This is a genomic window from Aeromonas sp. S11(2024), assembly GCF_041402345.1.
Lineage (GTDB): Bacteria > Pseudomonadota > Gammaproteobacteria > Enterobacterales > Aeromonadaceae > Aeromonas > Aeromonas veronii.
The window spans coordinates 96,572-120,683 of record NZ_JBGLRC010000008.1; the positions used below are offsets into that span (position 1 = coordinate 96,572).

At 59.9% G+C, this 24,112-nt stretch carries 22 protein-coding genes; 15 read left to right on the forward strand and 7 right to left on the reverse strand.

Going from position 1 to position 24,112, the window contains the following annotated elements; genetic code table 11:
• The first annotated feature begins 23 nt into the window (after positions 1–23).
• The 7 genes from ACB040_RS09325 (at position 24) to mltB (ending at position 8,211) form a co-directional block, all read left to right on the forward strand.
• A complete protein-coding gene (locus ACB040_RS09325) occupies positions 24–605 on the forward strand; it encodes a carboxymuconolactone decarboxylase family protein (RefSeq protein WP_338771667.1) in 582 nt (193 codons plus the stop codon).
• The gene (locus tag ACB040_RS09330) at positions 605–2,758 is read left to right on the forward strand and encodes an FAD-dependent oxidoreductase (RefSeq protein WP_371154461.1); all 2,154 of its coding nucleotides are present in this window, start codon (positions 605–607) and stop codon (positions 2,756–2,758) included. Before ACB040_RS09325 ends, ACB040_RS09330 begins: the two co-directional genes overlap by 1 nt.
• Before the next feature lie 17 nt (positions 2,759–2,775).
• Positions 2,776–3,972: an ABC transporter substrate-binding protein gene (locus ACB040_RS09335; protein ID WP_371154459.1), complete on the forward strand. Its 1,197-nt coding sequence runs from the start codon at positions 2,776–2,778 to the stop codon at positions 3,970–3,972.
• A gap of 77 nt (positions 3,973–4,049) precedes the next feature.
• Entirely contained in the window at positions 4,050–5,684 is a 1,635-nt protein-coding gene (locus ACB040_RS09340) for an ABC transporter permease (RefSeq protein ID WP_371154457.1), read from the forward strand.
• 23 nt (positions 5,685–5,707) lie between these two features.
• The gene (locus tag ACB040_RS09345) at positions 5,708–6,358 is read left to right on the forward strand and encodes an ATP-binding cassette domain-containing protein (RefSeq protein WP_338771676.1); all 651 of its coding nucleotides are present in this window, start codon (positions 5,708–5,710) and stop codon (positions 6,356–6,358) included.
• Positions 6,359–6,372: 14 nt separating this feature from the next.
• Positions 6,373–7,014 carry a CDP-alcohol phosphatidyltransferase family protein gene (locus ACB040_RS09350; RefSeq protein ID WP_338771678.1) on the forward strand — a complete coding sequence of 214 codons (642 nt, stop codon included), beginning with the start codon at positions 6,373–6,375 and terminating at the stop codon, positions 7,012–7,014.
• Positions 7,015–7,119: 105 nt separating this feature from the next.
• Positions 7,120–8,211: a lytic murein transglycosylase B gene (mltB, locus tag ACB040_RS09355; RefSeq protein WP_338771681.1), complete on the forward strand. Its 1,092-nt coding sequence runs from the start codon at positions 7,120–7,122 to the stop codon at positions 8,209–8,211.
• Between the two features lie 48 nt (positions 8,212–8,259).
• Here the strand turns inward: mltB and ACB040_RS09360 are convergent, their stop codons facing one another.
• Positions 8,260–8,742, reverse strand: coding sequence for a MarR family winged helix-turn-helix transcriptional regulator (locus tag ACB040_RS09360; protein ID WP_005334289.1), 483 nt, complete (start codon positions 8,740–8,742; stop codon positions 8,260–8,262).
• A gap of 95 nt (positions 8,743–8,837) precedes the next feature.
• Here ACB040_RS09360 and ACB040_RS09365 point away from each other — a divergent pair, with 95 nt between their 5' ends.
• Positions 8,838–9,719, forward strand: coding sequence for a DMT family transporter (locus tag ACB040_RS09365; RefSeq protein ID WP_123173378.1), 882 nt, complete (start codon positions 8,838–8,840; stop codon positions 9,717–9,719).
• An 84-nt stretch (positions 9,720–9,803) separates the two neighbouring features.
• Here the strand turns inward: ACB040_RS09365 and pgm are convergent, their stop codons facing one another.
• Together pgm and seqA are read right to left on the reverse strand one after the other, a co-directional pair.
• A complete protein-coding gene (pgm, locus tag ACB040_RS09370; RefSeq protein ID WP_371154453.1) occupies positions 9,804–11,468 on the reverse strand; it encodes a phosphoglucomutase (alpha-D-glucose-1,6-bisphosphate-dependent) in 1,665 nt (554 codons plus the stop codon).
• Positions 11,469–11,526: 58 nt separating this feature from the next.
• On the reverse strand, positions 11,527–12,036 hold the full coding sequence (gene seqA, locus ACB040_RS09375) for a replication initiation negative regulator SeqA (RefSeq protein ID WP_227094906.1): 510 nt from the start codon (positions 12,034–12,036) through the stop codon (positions 11,527–11,529).
• 274 nt (positions 12,037–12,310) lie between these two features.
• On the opposite strand from seqA, the gene ACB040_RS09380 reads away from it, so the two are divergent.
• Genes ACB040_RS09380 through fldA form a run of 4 tightly spaced genes read left to right on the forward strand, consistent with a single transcriptional unit; the run spans position 12,311 to position 14,251 of the window.
• Complete coding sequence (locus ACB040_RS09380) at positions 12,311–13,093, forward strand: alpha/beta fold hydrolase (RefSeq protein ID WP_371154450.1); 783 nt, start codon at positions 12,311–12,313, stop codon at positions 13,091–13,093.
• Positions 13,094–13,148: 55 nt separating this feature from the next.
• Positions 13,149–13,370, forward strand: a complete 222-nt coding sequence (locus ACB040_RS09385; protein ID WP_005334296.1) for a DUF2788 domain-containing protein — start codon at positions 13,149–13,151, stop codon at positions 13,368–13,370.
• A gap of 20 nt (positions 13,371–13,390) precedes the next feature.
• Positions 13,391–13,687: a LexA regulated protein gene (gene ybfE / locus ACB040_RS09390; protein ID WP_005334297.1), complete on the forward strand. Its 297-nt coding sequence runs from the start codon at positions 13,391–13,393 to the stop codon at positions 13,685–13,687.
• Between the two features lie 39 nt (positions 13,688–13,726).
• Entirely contained in the window at positions 13,727–14,251 is a 525-nt protein-coding gene (fldA, locus tag ACB040_RS09395; protein ID WP_005334298.1) for a flavodoxin FldA, read from the forward strand.
• Between the two features lie 90 nt (positions 14,252–14,341).
• Here fldA and ACB040_RS09400 read toward each other — a convergent pair whose 3' ends face one another.
• The gene (locus ACB040_RS09400; protein ID WP_371154447.1) at positions 14,342–14,815 is read right to left on the reverse strand and encodes a DUF4442 domain-containing protein; all 474 of its coding nucleotides are present in this window, start codon (positions 14,813–14,815) and stop codon (positions 14,342–14,344) included.
• A gap of 241 nt (positions 14,816–15,056) precedes the next feature.
• On the opposite strand from ACB040_RS09400, the gene fur reads away from it, so the two are divergent.
• The gene (fur, locus tag ACB040_RS09405; RefSeq protein ID WP_005334301.1) at positions 15,057–15,485 is read left to right on the forward strand and encodes a ferric iron uptake transcriptional regulator; all 429 of its coding nucleotides are present in this window, start codon (positions 15,057–15,059) and stop codon (positions 15,483–15,485) included.
• Positions 15,486–15,601: 116 nt separating this feature from the next.
• Here the strand turns inward: fur and glnS are convergent, their stop codons facing one another.
• From glnS to nagE, 3 genes are all read right to left on the reverse strand, one after another.
• Complete coding sequence (gene glnS / locus ACB040_RS09410) at positions 15,602–17,263, reverse strand: glutamine--tRNA ligase (RefSeq protein WP_005350535.1); 1,662 nt, start codon at positions 17,261–17,263, stop codon at positions 15,602–15,604.
• 355 nt (positions 17,264–17,618) lie between these two features.
• The gene (locus tag ACB040_RS09415) at positions 17,619–20,282 is read right to left on the reverse strand and encodes a beta-N-acetylhexosaminidase (RefSeq protein WP_371154444.1); all 2,664 of its coding nucleotides are present in this window, start codon (positions 20,280–20,282) and stop codon (positions 17,619–17,621) included.
• Between the two features lie 121 nt (positions 20,283–20,403).
• Positions 20,404–21,882: an N-acetylglucosamine-specific PTS transporter subunit IIBC gene (gene nagE / locus ACB040_RS09420; protein ID WP_021231106.1), complete on the reverse strand. Its 1,479-nt coding sequence runs from the start codon at positions 21,880–21,882 to the stop codon at positions 20,404–20,406.
• 273 nt (positions 21,883–22,155) lie between these two features.
• On the opposite strand from nagE, the gene nagB reads away from it, so the two are divergent.
• The gene (gene nagB, locus ACB040_RS09425; RefSeq protein WP_005334308.1) at positions 22,156–22,956 is read left to right on the forward strand and encodes a glucosamine-6-phosphate deaminase; all 801 of its coding nucleotides are present in this window, start codon (positions 22,156–22,158) and stop codon (positions 22,954–22,956) included.
• Between the two features lie 9 nt (positions 22,957–22,965).
• Positions 22,966–24,111 (forward strand): N-acetylglucosamine-6-phosphate deacetylase, encoded by a 1,146-nt coding sequence (nagA, locus tag ACB040_RS09430; RefSeq protein ID WP_064336859.1) that lies wholly within the window; start codon positions 22,966–22,968, stop codon positions 24,109–24,111.
• The last annotated feature ends 1 nt before the right edge of the window (position 24,112 follow it).

Here is a 24,112-nt window from a genome sequence, read left to right on the forward strand (position 1 = left end):
GTGAAACAACAAGAAGGTAACTGATGCGCGTTGAGGTCAAACCCGACCGGGAATATGCCTGGTTTATCCGCCCCTTTTTCTGGCTGCAAAAGCGCAACTATGGTCAGGTGCTTATTCCGGGCAAGTGCTGGGGCCGCTCGCCGCGCCTCTTTGCCGCCGTCGCCACCCTCTACGGGGTCATCAACCGCAAGCGCTCCCCCATCGATCCCGTGCTGCGCTCGCTGGTGACGGTGCGGGTCTCCCAGCTCAACTGGTGTCGTTTTTGCGTCGACATCAACGCCATGACCCTGGTAAAGAGAGCCGGCTCCAGCGAGAAGGTGGAGGCGCTGGCCAACTGGCGCGAAAGCCCCTTGTTCGACGAGCGGGAGAAAGCAGTGCTCGACTACACCGAAGCGATGACTGGCCTCGATGGGGTCAGCGATGAACAGGCGGCCCACCTCAAGCTCTGGTTCGATGACGATGCCATGGTGGAGTTGACCGGTCTTATCGCCTTCCAGAACATGTCGGCCAAGTTCAACGCCGCCCTCGATATCGCGCCGCAGGGCTTCTGCCAGCTGCCGGTGCAACCGGAACGCCCTGCCCAGCCAGACAGCAAGGACGCCTGATGAACCGGACCCGCCTGCTGCTTGCACTGGTGATGGGGGGCCTTATCGGCGCCTTTTTTGCCCTCGATCTCGGTCGTTACCTCACTCTGGACGCCTTGCAGGCCCAGCAGGCGGCAGTGGCGCAATGGGTCGACAGCCACTTTGTCTCGGCCAGCCTGCTGTTCGTGCTTATCTATGTGCTGAGCACTGCCCTCTCCCTACCCGGCGCCAGCCTGCTCACCCTGGGTGGCAGCGCGGTGTTCGGCGTCGCCTGGGGGCTGCTGCTGGTCTCCTTTGCCAGCACCCTAGGCGCGACCCTGGCCTTTCTCAGCGCCCGTTTTCTGCTGCGCGACTGGGTCACCGCCCGCTTTGGCGACAAGCTGGCCACCTTTCAGTCCGGCATGGCGAAGGAGGGGGCCTTCTATCTGCTGAGCCTGCGCCTCATCCCCATCTTTCCCTTCTTTCTGGTCAATCTGCTGATGGGGCTCACCCCCATCAGAGTCAGCACCTACTACTGGGTCAGCCAGCTTGGCATGCTGCCTGGCACCTTCGTCTATGTGCTGGCGGGCAGCGAGCTTGGCCAGTTAACCAGCACCGGCAATATCCTCTCCCCCGGCCTGATGGTCGCGTTGACCCTGCTGGGGCTGATGCCCTGGCTGGTCAAGAAATTGACCACACACCTCGCCCAACGGCGCCTGCTCGCCCCTTACCGCAAACCCGCTCGCTATGACTACAACCTGCTGGTGATCGGTGCGGGTGCAGGTGGGCTGGTTACCAGCTATATCGCGGCAGCGGTGAAGGCAAAGGTGGCGCTCATCGAGAAACACAAGATGGGGGGCGATTGCCTCAACAGCGGCTGCGTCCCCTCCAAGGCGCTGATCCGAAGCGCCCGCTTTGCCGCAGAGCAGCGTAAAGCCGACGAGCTGGGCTTTAGCCCAAGCCACTCCCGCGCCGATTTTGCCGCCGTGATGGAGCGGGTGGCTGAGGTTATCAAGGAGTTCGAGCCCCACGACTCCATCGCACGTTATCAGGGGCTTGGGGTGGAGTGCATCGAGGGGGAGGCGCGGCTGGTCTCCCCCTGGGAGGTAGAAGTCAATGGCCAGCGCCTCGCCAGCCGCCATATCGTCATCGCCACCGGCGCCCGACCGCTGGAGCCCAACCTGCCGGGGCTGGATCAGGTGCCTTACCTCACCTCGGATAGTCTCTGGCAACTGCGCACTCCGCCGCGCCGCCTGCTGGTGCTGGGCGGCGGCCCCATCGGCTGCGAGCTGGCCCAGAGCTTCGCCCTGCTCGGCATTCCCGTGACCTTGGTGGAACTCTCGGAGCAACTACTGCCCCGCGAAGATAGAGAGGTAGCCGACACCCTGACCGAGCAGATGAGCCGCGATGGCGTGCGGCTCCTCACCGGCTGGCGCGCCGAACGAGCCGACTATCTGCCCGCAGCCAAGGGGGATCTCCCCATCCGGCTGCAACTGCGCCGGGGCGATGAGACACAAGTGGTGGAAGGGGATCAACTGCTGCTGGCACTGGGTCGGGTCGCCAATGTGAGCGGCTTCGGGCTCGAAGCGTTGGGAGTCGAGCTTGCCCCCCGCGGCACCCTAGCGGTCGATGGTTTTCTTGCCACCAACTTCCCCAGCATACTGGCGGTAGGAGACGTAGCGGGCCCTTACCAGTTCACCCACTTTGCCGCCCATCAGGCCTGGTATGCGGCAGTAAATGCCCTGTTTGGCCAGTTCAAGCGCTTTCGGGCCGACTATCGGGTCATTCCGGCGGCCACCTACACCACGCCGGAGATTGCCCGGGTCGGCCTAAATCGCAAGGAAGCCGAAGCGCAGGGGATCCCCTTCGAGGCGACCCGCTTCGAGCTGGCCGAGCTGGACAGAGCCATTGCCGATGGGGAGCGCCACGGTTTTGTCGAGGTGCTGACCGTGCCGGGCAAGGATACTATCCTTGGCGCCACCATAGTGGGCACTCACGCCGGTGAGCGGATCGCCGAGTTCGTGCTCGCCATGCGTCACCGCCTCGGCCTTGGCAAGATCCTCGGCACCATTCACGCCTATCCCACCCTGATGGAGGGGAACAAATACGTGGCGGGTGAATGGAAACGGGCCCACCAGCCCACCCGGGTGCTGGCGTTGCTGGCCCGTTATCACCGCTGGCGCCGTGGCGCCTGACAATCAGGGAAACGTTTATGCTCAAGCCATTCTCACAACTCAACTCACAGCTCAAACAGCGGCTAAACGCCCTGCTGTGCGCCCTGCCACTGCTGGCCAGCGGCCCGCTGTTAGCCACTCCTGATGACAACTGGCAACGGACCCTTGAGGAGGCGAAGGGGCAGACCGTCTACTTCAACGCCTGGGGCGGCAGCCCGGAGATCAACGCCTATCTGGTGTGGGCCGGGCAGGAGCTGGCGCGCGACTATCAGGTCAAGCTGGTGCAGGTGAAGGTGGATGATATCGCCCAGAGCGTCAGCCAGCTGCTGGCCAACAAGCAGGCGGGCAAGCAAGCTGGCGGCCCCATCGACCTGCTCTGGGTCAACGGCGAGAATTTCAAGGCGCTCAAGGAGCAGGGACTGCTCGGCGCGCCCTTTACCGCCGAGCTACCCAACATGGCGCTGGTAGACAGCAGCCTGCCGGTGAGTGAAGACTTCACCCTACCGGTGGAAGGGCTAGAAGCACCCTGGGGTATCGGCCAGCTCAATCTGATGGTCGACACCGAAGAGGTCACCAGAGCGCCCACCTCGGCATCAGCCCTGCTGGCGTGGGCCAAGGCCCATCCCGGCCGCTTCACCTATCCCAAGCCGCCCCAGTTCCATGGCTCCAGTTTTCTCAAGCAGATCCTGCTGGAGTTGACGCCAAACCCCGCCCCCCTCTATCGGGAGGCGACCGAGAGCGACTTTGCCAAGCTCACCGCCCCGCTCTGGGCCTGGCTCGATGAGCTGCATCCGGCACTCTGGCGCAAGGGCAAACTGTTCCCCACCAGCGCCGCCGAAACCCGCCAGCTACTCGATGATGGCGAACTGGCCATGGCCATCAGCTTCAATCCGCAGGAGGCGCAGAGCGCCGCCCAGATTGGCGCCCTGCCCCCCAGCGTGGAGGCGGTGGCCATGGAGAAAGGGGCACTCACCAACAGCCATTTTCTCGCCATCCCCTTCAACGCCAGTGCCCGTGCGGGTGCCAAGGTGGTGGCAAACTTCCTGCTGAGCCCGGCGGCGCAGGCGCGCAAGGCCAATCCGGCCTTCTGGGGTGATCCCAGCGTGCTGCGGGCCGATATGCTGCCTGACTCCGCCAAAGAGCAACCGGCGCTGCGCTTCAAAGCGGTGGCCGAGCCTCACCCCAGCTGGCAGCTCAAGCTGGAAGCGGCCTGGGCCGAGCGTTACGGTCACTGATGAGTGCCGCTGGTCACCCGCTTTCCCGCTCCCGACCGTGGCGCCAGTTGACACGCCCCCCCAGTATGAGTACAGGGATGGCGGTCATTTATCTGGCGATCTTCGTCATCCCATTGCTGGCGGGACTGTGGCAACTGCTGGCGGAGGGGATGGCCGCCTCTCATCTCGCCTTGCTGCTCGCCCAACCCGCTCTTTGGCACTCAGCAGCACTGAGCCTGTGGATTGGCGCCGCCTCAACCCTCGGTAGTCTGCTGTTGACCGCCCTGCTGCTGGCCCACAGCAACAACCGGGCTTTCGGGCTGCTCCATCGCCTGCTCTCGCCCATGCTGGCCATGCCCCACGTCGCCTTTGCCATCGGTTTTGCCTTTCTGCTAGCCCCCTCCGGCTGGCTGCTGCGGCTCGTCTCGCCAGCTCTGACGGGGTTTGATCTCCCCCCCGACTGGCAGACCATTCGTGACCCTCTGGGGCTCGGGCTGATTGCACTGCTCGTTTTCAAGGAGACCCCCTTTTTGCTGCTGATGGCGATGGCCGCGCAGCAACCCATCCTGCTGGCACGCCAGCAGTGGCTGGGGGAGAGCCTCGGTTTCAGCGCCCCCCAGATCTGGTGGCGCCTGCTGCTGCCAGCACTCTGGCCTGCCCTGCGCCTGCCCATCTATGCGGTGGCGGCCTACGGAGTGGCGGTGGTGGATCTCGCCCAGCTGCTCGGGCCCGATGCCCCCACCCCGCTGGCGGTGCGGTTGTGGCTCTGGTATCAGGACCCGGATCTACTCTGGCGCGGAGCCACCGCCAGCGGCGCCCTGCTGCTGCTCGCCATCACGGCGTTGCTCATCGCTCTGCTCAGATTACTGGAGTGGCTTCATAAAGAGATGGGCAAAGGCTGCTGGCTCGATGGCAAACGAGCTGCGTCCCACTCCTTTGCCAACCGGCTCGCAGCAGGCTTTGCCTTCACCCTGATCACCCTCAATCTGGCGGTGCTGGTGGCCCTGCTGCTCTGGTCGCTGGCGCGCCGCTGGCCCTTTCCCGCCCTCTGGCCCAGTCAGTGGAGCAGCCACTACTGGCTGGATCTGCTGCCAACCCTGCTGCCGCTGCTGGCAACCAGCGCACTGCTGGCGCTGGTGAGCGGCTTGCTGGCACTGGTGATGGCGGTGTGCAGTCTGGAGGCACAATCCGGGCGCCGCCCCTGGCCACTCTGGCTTATCTGCCTGCCGCTGTTGCTGCCGCAGGCAAGCCTGCTGTTTGGCATCCGGCTCGGGTTGGACTGGCTTGCACATGACTCGATAAGCAGCGGTATTGGCTGGGGCTGGGTGCTCTGGAGCCAGCTGCTGTTTGTCTTTCCCTATGTCTATTTGTGCCTGCACGGCCCCTATCGCCAGTTCGATCCGCGGATCACCCAGAGCGCCCTGCTGCTGGGGGCTACGCCATGGCGAGCCTGGTGGCAGGTCAAAGCGCCGCTACTGGCGCGCCCGCTGCTGTTTGCCTTCAGCGTCGGGGCGGCGGTGAGTTTGGCCCAATATCTGCCGACCCTGCTCTTTGGCGCAGGCAGGGTAGTCACCATCACCACCGAAGCGGTGGCCATCGGCAGCGGCCTCAATCGGCGGCTGGCGGGTCTATACGGCCTGCTGCAACTGCTGTTGCCACTCGTTATCTACCTGCTGGCGCTCTGGCTGCCGGCGCGGATCAATCCGGCGCTCAAGGGGGGCGGCTCACGATGAACTCTCATGATGGAAACAGCCATATGCTGAGCACCACGCCTCTTCGACTTTACCTTGCTGAAAATCCGCTGCTTTCACTCCCTGCCCTGCAGGTGGCCCCCGGCGAGGTATTGACCCTGATGGGCCCGAGCGGCTGCGGTAAAAGCTCCCTGCTGGCAGGGCTCGCCGGGGTACTACCGGGCGCACTGACGGGGAGCAGCCCGATCCGGCTGGAGGGGGAGATAAGGCTCGGCGAGCGGCCACTCAACACCTTGCCTGCGCAGGCGCGGCGCATCGGCATGCTGTTTCAGGATGACCTGCTGTTCGACCATCTGACGGTGGCGGAGAACCTGATGTTCGGTATGCCTGCGACCATCAAGGGAAAATACGCTCGGCGGGAAAAGGCACTGACAGCGTTAACGCAGGTCGCGCTGGCGGATCAGGCGGACAAGCTGCCGCAACTGCTCTCCGGCGGTCAGCGGGCGCGGGTCAGCCTGCTGCGGGCGCTGTTGGCGGAACCCGACGCCCTGCTGCTGGACGAGCCCTTCTCCCGTCTCGACAAGCCGCTGCGGGCCGCCTTTCGCGAACTGGTGTTCGCGCAGATCAAGGCGCTGGCCATCCCCGCCATCCTGGTGACCCACGATGCGGAAGACGCGCCGGGCACCATACTCAACCTCACCGAATCCTGTTTTTAACCGAGGAGTTCACCTTGTTTGACCGCCACCTGATCCCCGTGATCCGCAGCCCTCTCACCCAGCTCGCCAAACCGCTCTGCCGTGCCGGGGTCAGTGCCAATCAGGTGAGCCTCACCGGCTTTGCCATCGGCATGCTGGCGCTGCCGCTGCTGGCCTTTGGCTGCTATCAGTGGGCACTGGCGGCCATCCTGCTCAACCGGCTGCTGGACGGGCTCGACGGCGCCGTGGCGCGGGAAACCGGCATCACCGACTGCGGCGGCTTTCTCGACATCACGCTCGACTTTATTTTCTACGCCGCTGTGGTGCTGGGCTTTGCCCTCGCCGCCCCCGCCAATGCACTGCCCGCCGCCACCCTGCTGTTTGCCTTTATGGGCACAGGGTCGAGCTTTCTGGCGTTTGCCATCATGGCGGGCAAGCGGGGCATCGACAATCCGGTCTACCACCACAAATCCCTCTACTATCTGGGTGGCCTCACCGAGGGGAGCGAGACCATCGCCCTCTTTGTGCTGATGTGCCTGTGGCCCGCCGCTTTTACCCCGCTCGCCTACGGCTTTGCCCTGCTCTGCGCCATCACCACCCTGACCCGGCTCTGGAGCGGCTACCACACGCTACGTCACCCCCAGCGCGAAACAGCACAGCCCTCACAGAAGGGCTAATCCATCGCACGATGAATTGGCGGCAAACAAGGCGCACGGAACACTTGCACGGGGATGACAATGTTTTACCATTGCGACACTTTTATCAGTCTCTTTGAGAACCCTATGCGTCGCCTTGCCTCTCTTCTCACTCTGTCGTTCTTCCCCCTGCTCGGTGGCTGCAGCAGCGCCCCAGCGCCAAAACCCGTGGTCGTCCCCCAGCCCAAGAGCGCCTTTATCAATCAGGCACCATCGAGCAAACCCGTTTATACACAATGGGTTAGCAAGGGGGACTTCGCCAATCGCCCCAACGTGGACAGGTTCGTCCAGAAAATGGTCGAGAAGCACGGTTTTGACAACGCCCAGCTGCATCAGGTGCTGGCACAGGCAGAGCGTTACGACTGGATCATCCGCCTGATGGATGCCCAGGCGCCGACCACCGCCAAGCCCACCGGCCCGACCGGCGCCTGGAACCGCTATCGCGCCAAGTTCATCACCCCGGACAACGTACAGAACGGCGTCAACTTCTGGCGTGAATACGCAAGCGAGCTGAACCGGGCAGAGCAGATCTACGGGGTGCCACCGGAGATCATCGTCGGCATTATCGGGGTGGAGACCCGCTGGGGCCGGGTGATGGGCAAGACCCGCATTCTGGATGCGCTGGCCACGCTGGCATTTGATTATCCGCGCCGCGCCGAGTTCTTCACGAGCGAGCTGGAAGCCTTCCTGGTGATGACCCGCGACGAGGGGATGGATCCCACCGAACCCAAGGGCTCCTATGCGGGAGCCATGGGCTACGGCCAGTTTATGCCCTCCAGCTTCCAGCGCTATGCGGTGGACTTTGACGGCAACGGCCACACCAACCTGTGGGATCCGGTAGATGCCATCGGCAGCGTCGCCAACTACTTCAAGGCCCACGGCTGGGAGAAAGGCCAACCGGTTGCGGTGCGCGGTCAGGGCCAACTGCCCGGCTATGAGCATGGCTTCCAGACCCGCTACCCGGTCGCCACCCTGCGCCGCGCAGGGCTGACGCCCACCAGCCCCCTCGGCAACCACAGCGAGTCGAGCCTGCTACGCCTCGATGTGGGCACCGGCTACCAATACTGGTACGGTCTGCCCAACTTCTACACCATCACCCGCTACAACCACAGCACCCACTACGCTATGGCGGTGTGGCAGCTGGGGCTGGCGGTGAAAGAGGCCAAAGGCGGTTACTGAGTCAAGCACTGATTTGCCAACAAAAACGGGCCTGCTGGCCCGTTTTTGTTATTCGTTTTCCAGCAACCAGCGTTTGAGCAGTGCCGCTAACTGAGCCTGCTCCGCCTCGGTCAGTGGCGCCAGCAGGCGACGCTCGTTGGCCACGTGCAGCTCAACCGCCCGGTCGATAAGCGCTTTGCCCGATTCGGTGAGGCAGACCAGCAGGCTGCGCCGATCGCTAGGCGCCGCTTGCCGCTCTATCAGTCCCCGCTCGGCCAGCTTGTCGAGCCGAGCCGTCATGGCACCCGAACTCAACATGGCCGATTGGTAGAGCACTGTCGGCGTCAGTGGCTCACCCGACCGACGCAGGGTCGCCAAAATGTCGAAGTCCGTGCCAAGCAGGCCGCACTCCTTGAGCTCTTCACTCACCTCACGACCGGCAATTGCCGCCATCCGGGCTACCCGACCCAGCACCCCCATAGGAGAACAGTCGAGATCCGGCCGCTGCCGGGCCCACTGAGCCAGCAGCAGGTCTACATGATCTGATTCCATCGCCAACCACTTATCTTTATATCGAGATACTTGATGATAAATCAATTTGGCGCTAATTTATCTTCACTTAAAGATACTTTGTGAAGAGATAAATAATGCCAATGCTGATCGCCTTGCTGGCTCCACTGCTGTGGGGCAGCACCTATGCTGTCGTCAGCCTCTACCTGACTGACTACTCACCCTACTGGGTTGCCGTATGGCGGGCACTGCCTGCCGGGCTGCTCTTGTTACTGTTGCATCCGCGCATGCCGCCTCTGCCCTGGGGCAAGCAGTTCCTGTTGGCGTTTTGCAACATTGCCGCCTTCTTCGCTTTGCTGTTTGTGGCGGCCTTCCGGCTGCCGGGGGCAGTAGCAGGTACACTTGGTGCCACCCTGCCGCTGGTGCTGATGCTACTGGCCTGGTTGCAAGATGGCGCACGACCGAGCCTGAAATGGCTACTGCTGGGATTGATGGGGTTGGCTGGGGTATTACTGTTGCTCAACCCCTCTGCCAATCTGGATCCTGTCGGAGTCGCATGCGCCATGCTGGCCACAGTGCTGATCGGCCAATCCAGCCGCTGGATGCGCCACTGGCCGGTAAACGATCTGCTGGCGCTGACCGCATGGCAATTGCTGCTTGGGGGCTTGATGCTGATCCCGCTCGCCTGGTGGCTGGCTGGCCCAATGCCGTTACCGGATCCGGCCAGTGCGCCGGGATTGCTCTGGTTGATCCTGCTCAACACCGCGCTGGGCTACTGGGCCTGGTTGTGGGGATTAAAGCACCACGGCCCGGAGGTAATGGGCATGCTGGCCCTCACCAATCCCATGATGGCTGTGTCGCTTGGGGTATTGATGGTGGGTGAAACCCTGGATGTCAGCCAGTGGATCGGCATCGGGGTGATCCTGCTCTCCCTCTTCCTGATGAAGCTGCCAGCACGCCCCTTCTTCAAACGTTGGCAAGCCCGCCGAGCGAGTACAGGGATCTGTAACGAGGCGTAAACACCAGACCACCTCAATCCGCGCATAAACAAGAGGAGCCATTGCGGCTCCTCTTTTGTCAACGGTCAGCGACAGGAAGGTGGCTTATACGCCTGCCTTGGCCAGCGCTGCAGAGACGATCTGCTGGGCTTCCTGCTGGATCAGATCTAGGTGCGCGTCGCCCTTGAAGCTCTCCATATAGATCTTGTAGATGGACTCGGTGCCGGAGGGGCGCGCCGCGAACCAGCCGTTCTCGGTCACCACCTTGAGACCACCGATGGCTGCATCGTTGCCCGGCGCCTTGGTCAGCTTGGCGATGATGGGCTCACCGGCAAGCGTTGAGGCTTCCACCAGTGCCGGATCCAGCTTGGAGAGCACCGCTTTCTGGGCACTGTTGGCCGGGGCGTCGATACGGCGATAGCTGGAGCGACCAAACTTGGCTTCCAGTGCGTCGTAGTGGGCCTGCGGATCCTTGCCGGTCACCGCCAGAATTTCCGCAGCCAGCAGCGCCAGAATGAAACCATCCTTGTCGGTGGTCCAGACGGTGCCATCTTTACGCAGGAAGGAGGCGCCCGCGCTCTCCTCGCCACCAAAACCGAACTCACCGCTGTAGAGGCCATCCACGAACCACTTGAAGCCGACCGGCACCTCTTTCAGGGTGCGGCCAATCTCGCCGGCCACCCGGTCAATCATGGATGAGGAGACCAGCGTCTTGCCAACGGCTGCATCGGCAGACCAGCCGGTGCGATGGGTAAACAGATACTGGATTGCCACCGCCAGATAGTGGTTCGGGTTCATCAGGCCAGACTTGGTAACGATACCGTGACGGTCGTAGTCAGGATCGTTGCCAAGGGCGATGTCGAACTTGTCCTTGAGAGCGATCAGGCTCGCCATGGCGAACGGGCTGGAGCAGTCCATCCGGATCTTGCCATCTTTATCCAGGGTCATGAAGGAGAAGGTCGGGTCGACCTTGTAGTTCACCACCTCGATGTTCAGGCCGTAGGTCTTGGCGATGACGTCCCAGTAGGCGACGCCGGAGCCGCCCAGCGGATCGACACCGATCTTGATGCCCGCATTCTTGATGGCATCCATGTCCAGCACGTTTTTCAGGTCATCCACGTAAGGGGTGACATAGTCGTGCTCGACCACGAACGGGCTCTTGAGCGCCTCGGCAAACGGCATCCGTTTCACGCCAGCCAGACCCGCTTCCAGAATGGCGTTGGCACGATCCTCCACCCACTTGGTGATCTCCCCTTCGGCAGGGCCACCGTGGGGCGGGTTGTACTTGAAGCCACCATCTTCCGGCGGGTTGTGAGACGGGGTGATCACCACGCCGTCAGCACGTGCAGCAGGTTTGCTGGCCCCCTCTTTGCCAGAGTTGTGGCGTAGGATGGCGTGCGAAATGACCGGGGTCGGGGTAAAGCCGAGGCCAGCCTGAATGTGGGTCTCGACGCCGTTGGCCGCCAGCACTTCGACGGCGCTGGCAAAGGCGGATTCAGACAGGGCGTGGGTATCCATGCCGACAAACAGCGGGCCAGTGATGCCGGCCTGCTGGCGATACTCCACCAGCGCCTGGGTCACCGCCAGAATATGGGATTCGGTAAAGGCGCTGTGCAAGGCACTGCCACGGTGGCCGGAGGTACCAAAGGCAACCCGCTGCTCGGGGCGGCTCATGTCCGGCTTGTTGAGGTAGTAGGCGCTGACCAGACGGGGGATATTGGTCAGGTCGCTTAAACGGGCCGGTTGACCGGCGTGGGAATGCTGAGCCATGGCGTTTTCCTTGCGTAATGGCGGCCTTGCCGGGCAAGGCCTGAGTCTTGAAGAATCGTTAAATGGCGCCGCACACCTGCGCGATCACCTCTTCGCCATAGCCCATGCTGGCCATCAGCTGGGCCACCATGTTCTGCTTGCGGCTGGTGTTGGTGTTGGTGATCACCCAGAACGGGGTCTCCGGTACCGGCTTGGGCTTGGTGGTGCTGCCACTGGCGCGCAGAGCCTCGGGATCCTGCGAGAAATAGACGCGCTTGCGCCCCTTGATTTCGGTAGCCTGGGTAAAGCCTTCCGGGTTATCCCGGTAGAGGGTACTCAGCACCAGCATAAAGCGGTTGATGGACTTCTCTTCTTTTTGCAGCTCACTGGAATCGAGCAAGGCTTGCAGCCCTTGTTGGGTGGCTACCGTACTGGGCTGCGCGACGGCAACGGGCTCGGCAACCGGCACACCTTGGTGAGCAGGCTGTTCCAGCAGACGGCGCAGGATATCGGAGGCACTCTCACCAATGTGCCGGGTCTGGCTGGCGATATAGAAGTAGAGATCGTCATCAAGCTCGATGGTTTTCATAGGGATGCGCTGGACTCGTCGAAATTCGGATGCGGCGATTATACATAGGCAAACCCGACAGCCCAAGCAAGGGGCTGGCAGATGTACATGAATCTCATCGAGAATACGGCATAATAGCGGGCCAAGTGTGTGATCAGCCGCACTGATAGCCGATCCGGACGGGATTTTTTAGAAAAAAAACTACATAAAATCCCAATCCATTGGACGAAATCCTTTTCTTTCCAGTGCGTTAAATAAAACAGCGATACGCACCCACGACCGACAAGGTGTCATTTTGCAACAAAACAGCATATTGAACTTCAAGGAGCAAGGTCAGGGCCCGGCGGTCATTCTGATCCACGGCCTGTTTGGCAGCCTCGACAACCTCGGCCTGCTGGCCCGAGCCCTCTGCGAACAGTACCGGGTCATCAGCGTCGATCTGCGCAACCACGGCGCCTCCTTTCATAGCAGCGAGATGAGCTATCCGGCACAAGCGGCCGATATCCTCACCCTGATGGATCGGCTGAAGATTGCCGAAGCGACCCTGATTGGCCACTCGATGGGTGGCAAGGTGGCGATGCAGGTCGCCAAGCTGGCGCCAGAGCGGGTGACCAAGCTGGTGGTGGCCGACATGGCACCGGTCGCCTATCCTCACTCCCGCCACCAGAATGTCTTTGCCGGACTCAACGCCACACTGCGCACGCCGCCGCAAAGCCGCAGTGAAGCGGAAGCCATGCTGGCGCAGCATATCGAGATCGCCGGGGTACGCCAGTTCCTGCTCAAATCGTTCGCCAGAGGCGAGCATGGCTGGGGTTGGCGCTTCAATGTGCCCGCCCTTGAGCAAAACTACGCCAACATCATGGGCTGGCCAGAGGATGAGCATCGCTTCGAGGGGCCTGTGCTCTTTATCAAGGGGGGGGGTTCTGACTATATGCAGCCCCAATACAGCGAGACGGCACTGGCCCAATTCCCGGCGGCAAAGGTGCGTGTCATCGCGGGTACCGGCCACTGGCTGCATGCGGAAAAACCGGCTCTGTTCAACAAATTGGTTGTGGATTTCCTGTCGACAGGCGGTTAACAGTTTCAAATCCTTTGTGATATAGTGCGCCCGTCATAAGGAGTGTGCGCAATCCATGCTAAGTGAACATATCGACCTGATCGAAAGTTTGGGCCTCAAGTTATTCTTTGTGGCCATTTTCATATTGATTGGCCTGGCCATTCAGGACGTGCTCAAGCGCGGCAACGTGCCCCGTTTCGGTCGTTTTATCGTCTGGTTGGTACTGTTTCTGGGTTGTGCGGGTTTTGTCGCCAAGGGGCTGATCGAACTGGGCTGGGAAGGCTCAGGACTCGGCTAACTTATTTTCATCTGTGATGTATGGCCAAACAGCAAACTGATCGAACAACACTGGATCTGTTCGCAAATGAGAAGCGCCCCGGCAGGCCAAAGACCAATCCACTCCCCCGCGAGACCCAGCTCAAGATCAACAAGCGTAACCAGCTTAAGCGCGATCGGGAAAATGGGCTGAAGCGGGTAGAGTTAAAGGTGGAGGCCGAGTTGCTGGAGCGCCTGAACCAACTTGCGTTACAACAGAACATCAGCCGAGCCGAGCTGATCCAATCTATCCTGAAACAACAGATTGAGTCCGCCTTTGCGGTGGACATTGCAGTCTGAGCGTTGAGCATTAACACCAAATACGGGTAACTAAACACTATGGCAAGTGTAGGTCTGTTTTTTGGCAGCGATACCGGTAACACCGAAGCTGTCGCCAAGATGATCCAGAAAGAGCTGGGCAAAAACCTGATTGAAGTCCGTGACATCGCCAAGAGCAGCAAGGCCGACATCGAGAGCTTTGATCTGCTGATGTTCGGCATCCCGACTTGGTACTACGGCGAAGCCCAGGCCGACTGGGACGACTTCTTCCCCGATCTGGGCGAAATCGACTTCACCAACAAGCTGGTCGCCATCTTCGGTTGCGGTGATCAGGAAGACTATTCCGAGTACTTCCTCGACGCCATGGGCACACTGCGCGACATCGTCGAAGCCAAAGGCGCCATCATCATCGGTCACTGGCCGACTGCCGGCTACGAGTTCGAAGCCTCAAAGGCACTGGTCGATGACAAGCACTTTGTCGGTCTGGGTATCGATGAAGATCGCCAGCCGGAGCTGACTGCCGAGCGCGTCAAGGGCTGGTGCAAGCAGCTGCACGAAGAGATGTGCCTGGGCGAGCTGGAGTAATCCGCCTCCCCTCTTCTCTCTGACAACAAGGGCCCCGACGGGGCCCTTGTTGTATCTGCTTGTTGCGATGCCTGCCTTTATTCTCCCCTGTTATTCACCTCTGTGCTCCGGTTTGGCCCGCACATAGAGGGTGCGCTTGACCTGCGCCACCAGCTCGCCGCTCTTGTCCTGCACCGAGACCTCGAATTCTGGGAAGTGTTTGTTGCCACCTTCAGTCGCCGCCACGATTTCGTCCAGCTTGCCCTCGGTCAGGTTGAACTCGGCCACCAGCTTGCCCTTGCCCGGCTTGATGTAGTTGATGCTGCCCGCCTTGTCCCAGACATAGTAGCGATTCTTGAAGTAGCCCATCAGCATCAGCGGATAGATGGGGTCCGTCATGGCAAACATGCTGCCGCCAAACTGGGTGCGGTTGGCGTTCTTGTTCCACCAGCGGGATTTGAGGGTCACCCGGCAGTAGCGAAAGTCATCGCTCAGGGTCTCTATCTTGATACCGGCACCCCAGAAAGGGGGCCAAGCGTTGAGTGCGCGGCGCACCCAGGCCGCATTGTCAAAAAGCCAATCCATGGATCTCATCCGACCAGAATATGAAAGTTACATCTTATCAACATCTGCCATGCCAGCAAGTCGGACAACACGATTGATTATTTCAATCCAACCGGCCATTTATGGCTAAACCCCTTGAATTGCTAGGTTTATTTTTAGGGAGGCTACGACCTATAATGACAGGCCAAGCGAGTTCAAGGTTGCCATTCCTGCGGCAGTCCATCAGAATAACCCCACCTTCGAGAATGCGAATAAGTAGAATATGGCAGACAACAACCAAGCGTTAAAAAAGGCCGGGCTCAAGATCACCTTGCCCCGGGTCAAAATCCTGGAAATCCTGCAACAGCCGGACTGCCAGCACACCAGCGCCGAAGATCTCTATAAACGACTGATCGACCTGGGTGAAGAGATTGGTCTCGCTACCGTCTATCGCGTTCTCAACCAGTTTGATGATGCCGGTATCGTTACCCGTCACCACTTCGAAGGTGGCAAGTCGGTATTCGAACTGGCCACTCAGGAGCACCACGACCACCTGGTTTGCCTCGACTGCGGCAAAGTGATCGAGTTCTCCGACGAAGTGATCGAACAGCGTCAGCGCGAGATCGCCAAGAAATTCAATATCCGTCTCACCAACCACAGCCTCTACCTCTACGGTCACTGTGCTACCGGTGAGTGCAAGCACGACGAATAAGTCGGCCGCGACTTGCAGATAACGAACAATAAAAAAGCCAGCTGATGCTGGCTTTTTTATTGTCCGGCGAAGGCCGCTGGCAGCACACAGGGCAGGGTCTCCCCTGCCCCATCGGCTTAGCCTTCTACCTTTCCCCAGGAGTCGCGCAGGGCAACGGTGCGGTTGAACACCAGATGTTCCGGGCTGGAGAGCTTGTTGTCGGCGCAGAAGTAACCTTCACGCTCGAACTGGTAAGCCTGCTCCGGCTTGGCGTTCTTGAGCGAAGCCTCAACACGGGCCCCCTCGATGATCACCAGGGATTCCGGGTTCAGCGCGGCTTCGAAGTCATCCTCGGCGCCCGGGTTCGGTACCTTGAACAGACGGTCGTAGAGACGCACTTCCGCTGGCAGGGAGTGAGTAGCGCTGACCCAGTGGATCACCCCTTTCACCTTGCGGCCATCGGCCGGATCCTTGCCCAGAGTCTCGGGATCGTAGGAGCAGTAGATGCAGGTGACTTTGCCATCGGCGTCCTTCTCGATGCGCTCGGCCTTGATCACATAGGCATTGCGCAGACGCACTTCCTTGCCCAGCACCAGACGCTTGAACTGCTTGTTCGCCTCTTCTTTGAAGTCCGCTTCGTCGATGAAGATTTCGCGGGTAAAGTTCAGCTCGCGGGTACCCATCTCGGCATTGCTCGGGTGGGCCGGGGCAGTCAGCACTTCGTCGGCAGCCAGGTTCTCGATGACCACTTTCACCGGATGCAGCACGGCCATGGCGCGCGGCGCATTCTCGTTGAGGTCTTCACGGATGCAGGCTTCCAGCATGCTCATCTCGACGATGTTGTCCTGCTTGGTGACGCCGATGCGCTTGCAGAACTCGCGGATGGAGGCCGGGGTGTAACCACGACGACGCAGACCGGAGACGGTCAGCATGCGCGGGTCGTCCCAACCATCGACGTGCTTCTCGGTCACCAGCAGGTTCAGCTTGCGCTTGGACATGACGGTGTATTCGAGGTTCAGACGAGAGAACTCGTACTGACGCGGGTGGCAGTCGATGGTGATGTTGTCCAGCACCCAGTCGTACAGACGACGGTTGTCCTGGAACTCCAGAGTACAGATGGAGTGGGTGATCCCTTCCAGCGCGTCCGAGATGCAGTGAGTGAAGTCATACATCGGGTAGATGCACCACTTGTCACCGGTCTGGTGGTGATGGGCAAACTTGATACGGTAGATAACCGGATCGCGCATCACCATGAAGGGAGAAGCCATGTCGATCTTGGCGCGCAGGCAGGCGGTGCCTTCGGCGAACTCGCCGTTCTTCATCTTGGCAAACAGCGCCAGGTTCTCTTCCACGCTGCGATCGCGGAACGGGCTGTTCTTGCCAGCTTCAGTCAGGGTGCCACGGTACTCACGCATCTGCTCGGGCGTCAGCTCGTCCACATAGGCCAGACCCTTTTCAATCAGCTCGATGGCGTAGCCATGCAGCTTGTCGAAATAGTCGGAGGAGTAGCAGATCTCGCCATTCCACTGGAAGCCGAGCCACTGAACGTCCTGCTTGATGGACTCTACGTACTCGATATCTTCCTTCACCGGGTTGGTGTCATCGAAACGCAGGTTGCACTGGCCCTGATAGTCGCGGGCGATGCCGAAGTTCAGGCAGATGGACTTGGCGTGGCCGATATGGAGATAACCGTTCGGCTCGGGCGGAAAACGGGTATGCACGCTGCTGTGCTTACCGCTGGCCAGATCTTCATCAATGATCTGACGAATAAAGTTAGTTGGGCTGTTCGCCTGACTCATGGCTCACCTCAAAAAAGCGTCACTGGCGGAAGTTGTGCCGGCTGGCACCCTCATCCCCCCGCCGTCAAGCCGGGTATGATCCCTTATTACGGGCGCTGTCTCAACCTGAATTTGGCACTTCCGGGCCATTTCCCGGCCATTGCACCGCTAAAAACGGCGTGGCTTGGCACATTGCACACCAAATGCATAAAAAAGCCCCGCACGAGGCGGGGCTGAAAGTGATGAAAAACACAAAACAGACAATTACACACAACAAAGGCTCACACGCACAGTCAACCTTTCCCAAACCCGATGCGCCATCGCCCTTGGGAAAGGCGGGTCTTGCGACCCACCTCATGTTAACGGTTGACTGCTATCAGTTCAGTTCGGTGACGCGGCTGGTGCGCTTGCCATCGAAGCTGATGGTACGCAGGTAGACCTTGCCATTCACGTTCGGCTTGGCCGCTGCGTCATAGGCACTCCAGTTGGTACCGTCCAGGCTGTACTGGATGGGCAGACCCGGCAGATCTACGTTCGCTTCCAGCACACCGTTCACTACCTTGGCACCCGGTACGGAGAGGCGGTATTCAACACCGGCCTGATCCAGTTTCGGCAGCACGCGCTGACCCAGCACGTTGGCAAACTGGTTCCACTCTTTGTTGAGTGTGGCCTTGTTGACGAACTTGGTCTCGCCGGAGAACTCGCGACCCTTCACATAGTTCAGCTCGAAGCCACCTTTGTGCCAGGCACGCTCAGCCACGGAGAAGATACGCGGGTAAACCATGTACTCGTACTGAGCATCGGTACGCACGGTTTCACTCCACTGCTGACCGGAGATCCCCTTGAACTTGACCGGATCCTGGTCACCCTTGGCCACGAAGGCGTTGCCATCGCGGTCAACCGAGGTCTCGGCGTTCTGCGGCAGGTTTTCCGGGGCGAAGGCGAACACCTTGCGGGTGTCGTTGAAACGGGTTGCCCAGTAGTAGCCACGCTCGGCCGGGTGTACTTCGTTCGGGAAGTCGAAGTAGAGGTAATCCGGGTTGGACAGCACTACTTGGTAACCCTTGTGGGCCCACTTCATCGCTTCGTTGAAGCCACCCCAGTAGAGGGTTTCCCAGAAGTTGACACGGGTGTTGTCGGTGGCGAAGTCCTTGGCACCGCTGGCGTACTTCAGACCGTCTTCCCACGCCTGCAGGGTAGAGAAGCCGCGGTCTTTGACCATCTGGCCCACTTCCTTGGCGAAGTAAACCGGCAGCTCGCCCACTTCCTTGATCTTGCCTTCGTCGATCATCTTCTGGCACATCGGGGACTTGCCAAACGGCTTGTCCTGCTTGCTGGAGTCGACGTTGCCTTTCCAGGCGACCAGCTCTTCTTTCTTGGTGATGGCCGGATCCTGATAGCCACCGCCCTGCATGATGTTCTTCGCCTCATCACCACCGTAGTGCCATGCGGTCAGCGGCTGACCGGCGGCCTGATGCATCTGGGCAACTTCATCCATTACCTTGGCCACGAAGGTGGCAGCACCTGGCTGGCAAGGGTTGATGAAGGACATCTTGTCGTAGAACTGGACGGAGGTGACGTTGGAGGTGTCAGCCGGATCAGTCAGACGGAACTGGTTGGCTTCCGCTTCTTTGCCTTCCGCCATCAGACGCTTGTAGCGCGCTTCCATGGAGACCACGGCAGCACGGGCGTGAGCCGGCATGTTGATCTCGGGGATCACGGTCACACCGCGGGCCTTGGCATAACGCACCAGATCCACGTAGTCAGACTTGCTGTAGAAACCGGAACCCTGGTTGTCGCTGGTCGGGCCGGAACCCAGTTGCGGCATCAGGCACTTGGTTTCGGACTCGTCGTGGCAACGCTGGCTACCGACCTGGGTCAGCTCCGGCAGACCCGGGATCTCCAGACGCCAGCCTTCATCGTTGGTCAGGCCAAGGTGCAGCACGTTGAGCTTCATGGTAGACATCTGGTCAACCAGCTTCTTCATGGTATCCAGACTGCGGAAGTGGCGGGCCACGTCGGTCTGCATGCCACGGTATTCAAAGCGCGGCGCATCTTCGACGGTCATCGGGCTCACCAGCTTGTCATCAACACCCAGCAGGGAGATCAGGGATTGTGCACCCCAGAATGCCCCGTCGATGTCGCGACCCTGGATCACGGTGCCCTTCTGACCGATGGTCATGTCATAGCCTTCAGCCTGCTTGAGCTTGCTGCCGAGCTTGATGGTCACCGGGTAGCCGGTGTCGGAGAGGGTAACACCCAGCTTGGTCAGTTGAGCCTTCAGGGCCTCGGCGCGATCGCTCGGCAAGTCCAGGGCATTGAGTTTGATGGTGGAGAAGTCAACCTGCGGACCAGCTTTGACTACCTGCTTCATCGGGGTCGGCAGGATCTGGTTGTCAATCTTGCCAGCCGGCAGCAGAGTGCTGGTCTGGTTGGCCGCGAAACGGGTCTCGCTGTTCATCAGGATGTTCTTGTCATCCTTGGTACGCTTCCAGCCATCAGCCGGCATCGGCTTCTCGTAGGTGCTGGCATCATTGATGTTGCTCATGCTGGCCAGTACTTTCGGCTCGGCACCTTCGCTGGCGACATACCAGTTCGGCATGATGTCGGATTCGAACAGCACCCAGTATTCCACCACCAGCGGCACTTCGACCGTGGCATCCTTGGCAAAGCCCTGGAACTTCTCGGTTGGCGTCAAACGATAGAGATCGCCGGTCAGGTGAGTGATGGTGAACTGGTCGTTATCCACACGCTGGATACGACGGATGGAGGAGACGTAGATGCTCCAGTCTTTGGAGGTGACGTCCGCACCGGTATTGGTCAGGTGCAGCTTGGCAACGCCACAGCTCGCCCACTCGGAACCGAGCGCCTGGCAATCGAGGCCGGCACCGGCACCGTCGTTGGTGACCACTTCATACTTGACCACCAGGTTGTTGGCGAGGGAGTCGACCACGGCCTGCTTAGCGGCATCGGCTGCCTGGACCTGGCTGACGAAAACGGTAGACATGGCAATGGCTAACAGAGAATGTTTCAAGTTCATAACTGCTGCTCTCATTTGAAGTAAAGGTTGGATTTTCTTGGCTTTTTTATATGGGGCCCCTGAGCGGGGCCCTTAGTTATGTCAACAATGGACTTAGACTTGAGGTGAGCGAGTCGCTCGATTAACGCAGGGCTTTCATCTCACCGGCGATGATTTCGGCCAATGGGCCCAGAATCACCTGCAGGTTCTGCTCACCGAGTTTGACCACACCGGCCGCACCCAGGGCTTTCAGCTTGCGCTCATCGACGATGCTGCGGTCTTTCAGAGTCAGACGCAGACGGGTGATGCAGGCATCGATGGAGACCAGGTTCTCTTGACCACCCAGCACTTCCAGGTATTGCTTGGCCAGCTCGGTACGGTTGGTAGATTGAGCTGCAGCCGGAGCAGTATCTTCGTCATCTTCACGACCCGGGGTTTTCAGGTTCAGCTTGGCAATCACTACGCGGAACACGGTGTAGTAGAGGCCGAAGAAGACCAGACCCTGAGGAATCAGCATGTACCAGTTGGTCGCCAGCGGGTTACGGCTGGAGAGCACCATATCCACCAGACCGGCACTGAAACCGAAACCGGCCATCCACTGCATGGAGGCAGCGATGAACACGGAGATACCGGTCAGTACGGCGTGGATGACATACAGTACCGGCGCTACGAACATGAAGGAGAACTCGAGCGGCTCGGTTACACCGGTGAAGAAGGAAGCAAAGGCAGCTGCAATCATGATGGAAGCAACTTTCTCTTTGTTCTCTTTCTTGGCGGAGTGATAGATGGCCAGAGCGGCACCCGGCAGACCGAACATCATGATGGGGAAGAAGCCAGCCTGGTACATACCGACCACGCCTTTCACCTGCTCCAGGCTCTTGCCAGCGGCCAGAGCGGCATCGATGGTAGCCTGACCACCCAGGAAGTTCGGGATGTCGTTGATACCGGCCACGTTGAACCAGAACACGGAGTTCAGGGCGTGGTGCAGACCGATCGGGATCAGCAGACGGTTGAAGAAGGCGTAGATACCGGCACCGGTAGAGCCCAGGCTCACGATGGACTCACCGAAGGAGACCAGACCACCGTAGATTGCCGGCCATACGGCCATCAGGATGAAGGATACAACGATCATCACTACGGAGGTTACGATCGGTACCAGACGACGACCGGAGAAGAAGGAGAGTGCCTTGTGCAGCTCGACGCTGCTGAAGCGGTTGTACAGCTCAGCGGCGATAACACCACACAGGATACCCACGAACTGGTTGCTGATCTTGGCAAACGCGGCAGGAACCTGCTCCACCGGGATGCTCTTGATCTGGGCCACAGCGCCCGGGCTCAGCAGGGTGGTAACGACCAGGAAGCCGACCAGACCTGCCAGGGCAGCAGAACCGTCTTTATCCTTGGACATACCGTAGGCGACACCGACTGCGAACAGTACGGACATGTTATCGATAATGGCTGCGCCCGCTTTAATCAGGAAGGCAGCCAGCGCACTGTCACCACCCCAACCATTCGGGTCAATCCAGTAGCCAACCCCCATCAGGATCGCGGCGGCAGGCAATACCGCTACCGGCACCATCAGGGCACGGCCGATCTTTTGCAAATAACCGAGAATGTTCACGGTTCCTCTCCTTAGTTAATGTTTTTCTAGAAATTAAGTGCTTATCACGTTTGACGCATAAGCCATCAAGGCTTGATTGGCAGTCTAGGGCTTTTATTTCGCTGCGCAAATTAATAAACCGATAATCGTGATCGTTATCACCCAAACAAGATAAAGGTGGTGGATAGATGTGGCTTAGTTCGCAATCTTTATTTACGCTATAAAACAACTTGAATCCGTCTTAGCCAATTGCCACCGCCAAACCGGTCGCAACCCGACACAGAGGTATCCCATATGCGCCTGATCCCGTTGAAATCTGCCAGCCAAGTAGGCCTGTGGTCTGCTCGTTACATCGTTGACCGCATCAACGCGTTCAAGCCGACCAGCGATCGCCCTTTCGTACTGGGCCTGCCCACCGGTGGCACCCCGCTCAACACCTACAAGCGCCTGATCGAGTTGCACAAAGCCGGTGAAGTGAGCTTCCAGAATGTGGTCACCTTCAACATGGACGAGTACGTCGGCCTGCCGGAAGATCACCCGGAGAGCTACCACAGCTTCATGCACAACAACTTCTTCAGCCACATCGACATTCGTCCCGAGAACATCAACATCCTCAACGGCAATGCCGAGGATCTGGTGGCCGAGTGCAAGCGCTACGAAGACAAGATCAAGTCCTACGGCAAGATCCACCTGTTCATGGGTGGCGTGGGTAATGACGGCCACATCGCATTCAACGAGCCGGCTTCTTCCCTCTCCTCCCGCACCCGGGTCAAGACCCTGACCGAAGACACCCGCATCGCCAACTCCCGCTTCTTCGGTGGCGACATGGAGCAGGTGCCCAAACTGGCCCTGACCGTGGGTGTCGGCACCCTGATGGATGCGGAAGAGATCATGATCCTAGTCACCGGTCACGGCAAGGCACTGGCCCTGCAGGCCGCCGTGGAAGGCAGCGTCAACCACATGTGGACCATCTCCACCCTGCAACTGCATCCGAAGGGAATGATGGTGTGCGACGAGCCCTCCACCATGGAGCTCAAGGTCAAGACCGTTCGCTACTTCCAGCAGCTGGAAGCCGCCAACATCGGCCGTCTGTAAGGAGTCGTCATGTACGCATTGACCAACTGCACCCTCTACACTGGCAGCTGCGTGCTGACCGGCTACGGGGTGCTTATCGAGGGCGACAAGATTGTCGCCATCTCTCACTTGGCCGAACTGCCTGCGGGCATCGAGCAGATTGACCTCAAAGGCGCCAACCTGACCGCCGGTTTTATCGATGTGCAGCTCAACGGCTGTGGCGGGGTGATGTTCAACACCGAGATCACGGTCGAGACCCTGGCAACCATGCAGGCGGCCAACCTCAAATCCGGTACCACCAGCTTCCTGCCGACCCTGATCACCAGTCCAGATGCCGACATGAAGCAGGCCGTTGCGGTGACCCGCGACTACATGGCTGCACACCCCAACGAGGTGCTGGGCGTCCATCTGGAAGGGCCTTACACCAACCTCAAGCGCAAGGGGATCCACCCTGCCGCGCAAATTCGCCAGCCAGCGGACGAGATGATCGACTTCTTTTGCGCCAACGCGGATGCCATCACCAAGATCACCCTGGCACCGGAACGCAACGAGCCGGCCCATATCCGCCGTCTGGTAGAAGCGGGCATTCTGGTCTCGGCCGGTCACACTGCCGCCAGTTACGATCAGGCGATGGCCGGGTTCGATAACGGTATTCGCTTTGCGACCCACCTCTACAACGCCATGACTCCGACCCTCAACGGTCGCGAGCCGGGCGTCGTGGGCGCCATCTACGATCGCAAAGATGTCTATGCGGGCATCATCGTCGATGGCCACCATGTGCACTGGGCCAACGTGCGTCTGGCTCACAAGGCGCTGGGGGAGCGACTGGTGCTGGTCACCGATGCCACCGCGGCAGCCGGTGCACCGGAAGGCTTTGAGAAATTTGATTTTTGTGGCACCACCGTCTTTTTACGCGATGGTCAGTGTGTCGACGAGAATGGTACACTCGGCGGTTCCTCCCTCACCATGATTGAGGGGGTGGAAAATCTGGTCAAGCAGGTCGGATTACCGCTCGATGAAGCACTGAGAATGGCCAGCCTCTACCCCGCTCGCGCCATTGGATGGGACTCACGTCTCGGTAGTATCCAGGTCGGTAAAGTAGCCAACCTCACTGTCTTCGATCAGGACTTCACGGTCCGTGGGACCGTGGTTAACGGACACTACACACAACAGTGAC

Coding starts and splice junctions, on each gene's coding strand:
- ACB040_RS09325 (WP_338771667.1), top strand. CDS start 24: ATGCGCGTTGAGGTCAAACCCGACCGGGAATATGCCTGGTTTATCCGC.
- ACB040_RS09330 (WP_371154461.1), top strand. CDS start 605: ATGAACCGGACCCGCCTGCTGCTTGCACTGGTGATGGGGGGCCTTATC.
- ACB040_RS09335 (WP_371154459.1), top strand. CDS start 2,776: ATGCTCAAGCCATTCTCACAACTCAACTCACAGCTCAAACAGCGGCTA.
- ACB040_RS09340 (WP_371154457.1), top strand. CDS start 4,050: ATGGCGGTCATTTATCTGGCGATCTTCGTCATCCCATTGCTGGCGGGA.
- ACB040_RS09345 (WP_338771676.1), top strand. CDS start 5,708: ATGCTGAGCACCACGCCTCTTCGACTTTACCTTGCTGAAAATCCGCTG.
- mltB (WP_338771681.1), top strand. CDS start 7,120: ATGCGTCGCCTTGCCTCTCTTCTCACTCTGTCGTTCTTCCCCCTGCTC.
- ACB040_RS09360 (WP_005334289.1), bottom strand. CDS start 8,742: ATGGAATCAGATCATGTAGACCTGCTGCTGGCTCAGTGGGCCCGGCAG.
- ACB040_RS09365 (WP_123173378.1), top strand. CDS start 8,838: ATGCCAATGCTGATCGCCTTGCTGGCTCCACTGCTGTGGGGCAGCACC.
- pgm (WP_371154453.1), bottom strand. CDS start 11,468: ATGGCTCAGCATTCCCACGCCGGTCAACCGGCCCGTTTAAGCGACCTG.
- seqA (WP_227094906.1), bottom strand. CDS start 12,036: ATGAAAACCATCGAGCTTGATGACGATCTCTACTTCTATATCGCCAGC.
- ACB040_RS09385 (WP_005334296.1), top strand. CDS start 13,149: ATGCTAAGTGAACATATCGACCTGATCGAAAGTTTGGGCCTCAAGTTA.
- ybfE (WP_005334297.1), top strand. CDS start 13,391: ATGGCCAAACAGCAAACTGATCGAACAACACTGGATCTGTTCGCAAAT.
- fldA (WP_005334298.1), top strand. CDS start 13,727: ATGGCAAGTGTAGGTCTGTTTTTTGGCAGCGATACCGGTAACACCGAA.
- ACB040_RS09400 (WP_371154447.1), bottom strand. CDS start 14,815: ATGGATTGGCTTTTTGACAATGCGGCCTGGGTGCGCCGCGCACTCAAC.
- fur (WP_005334301.1), top strand. CDS start 15,057: ATGGCAGACAACAACCAAGCGTTAAAAAAGGCCGGGCTCAAGATCACC.
- glnS (WP_005350535.1), bottom strand. CDS start 17,263: ATGAGTCAGGCGAACAGCCCAACTAACTTTATTCGTCAGATCATTGAT.
- ACB040_RS09415 (WP_371154444.1), bottom strand. CDS start 20,282: ATGAACTTGAAACATTCTCTGTTAGCCATTGCCATGTCTACCGTTTTC.
- nagB (WP_005334308.1), top strand. CDS start 22,156: ATGCGCCTGATCCCGTTGAAATCTGCCAGCCAAGTAGGCCTGTGGTCT.
- nagA (WP_064336859.1), top strand. CDS start 22,966: ATGTACGCATTGACCAACTGCACCCTCTACACTGGCAGCTGCGTGCTG.